This window comes from Aquirufa novilacunae, assembly GCF_045310505.1.
Lineage (GTDB): Bacteria > Bacteroidota > Bacteroidia > Cytophagales > Spirosomataceae > Aquirufa > Aquirufa novilacunae.
Genome location: NZ_JBEWZG010000006.1, coordinates 1 through 255 on the forward strand (window position 1 = coordinate 1; position 255 = coordinate 255).

The 255-nt window shown below is 43.1% G+C and carries 2 rRNA genes; both read left to right on the forward strand.

Features of this window, described 5'->3' with window-relative positions:
- Positions 1–114, forward strand: a 23S ribosomal RNA gene (locus V7S74_RS10930); the annotation flags it as partial.
- A 67-nt stretch (positions 115–181) separates the two neighbouring features.
- A 5S ribosomal RNA gene (rrf, locus tag V7S74_RS10935) occupies positions 182–255 on the forward strand; the annotation flags it as partial.

The window sequence follows — 255 nt, forward strand, 5'->3', positions numbered from 1 at the left end:
CTGAAGATGAGTATTCCATGAAGGGTCCGTGTAGACGACACGGTCGATAGGCTACAGATGTAAAGACAGTAATGTCAAAGTCGAGTAGTACTAATTACCCGAAAGCTTACCTTTTATTAATTTACACCCTGCTGTTTATTTTATCTCACAATATGGCTAAAGGCTAAAACCTTGCAAAAAGTATGGAGCCGATAGGACGGGTGTTCACCTCTTCCCATCTCGAACAGAGAAGTTAAGCCCCGCACCGCTGATGAT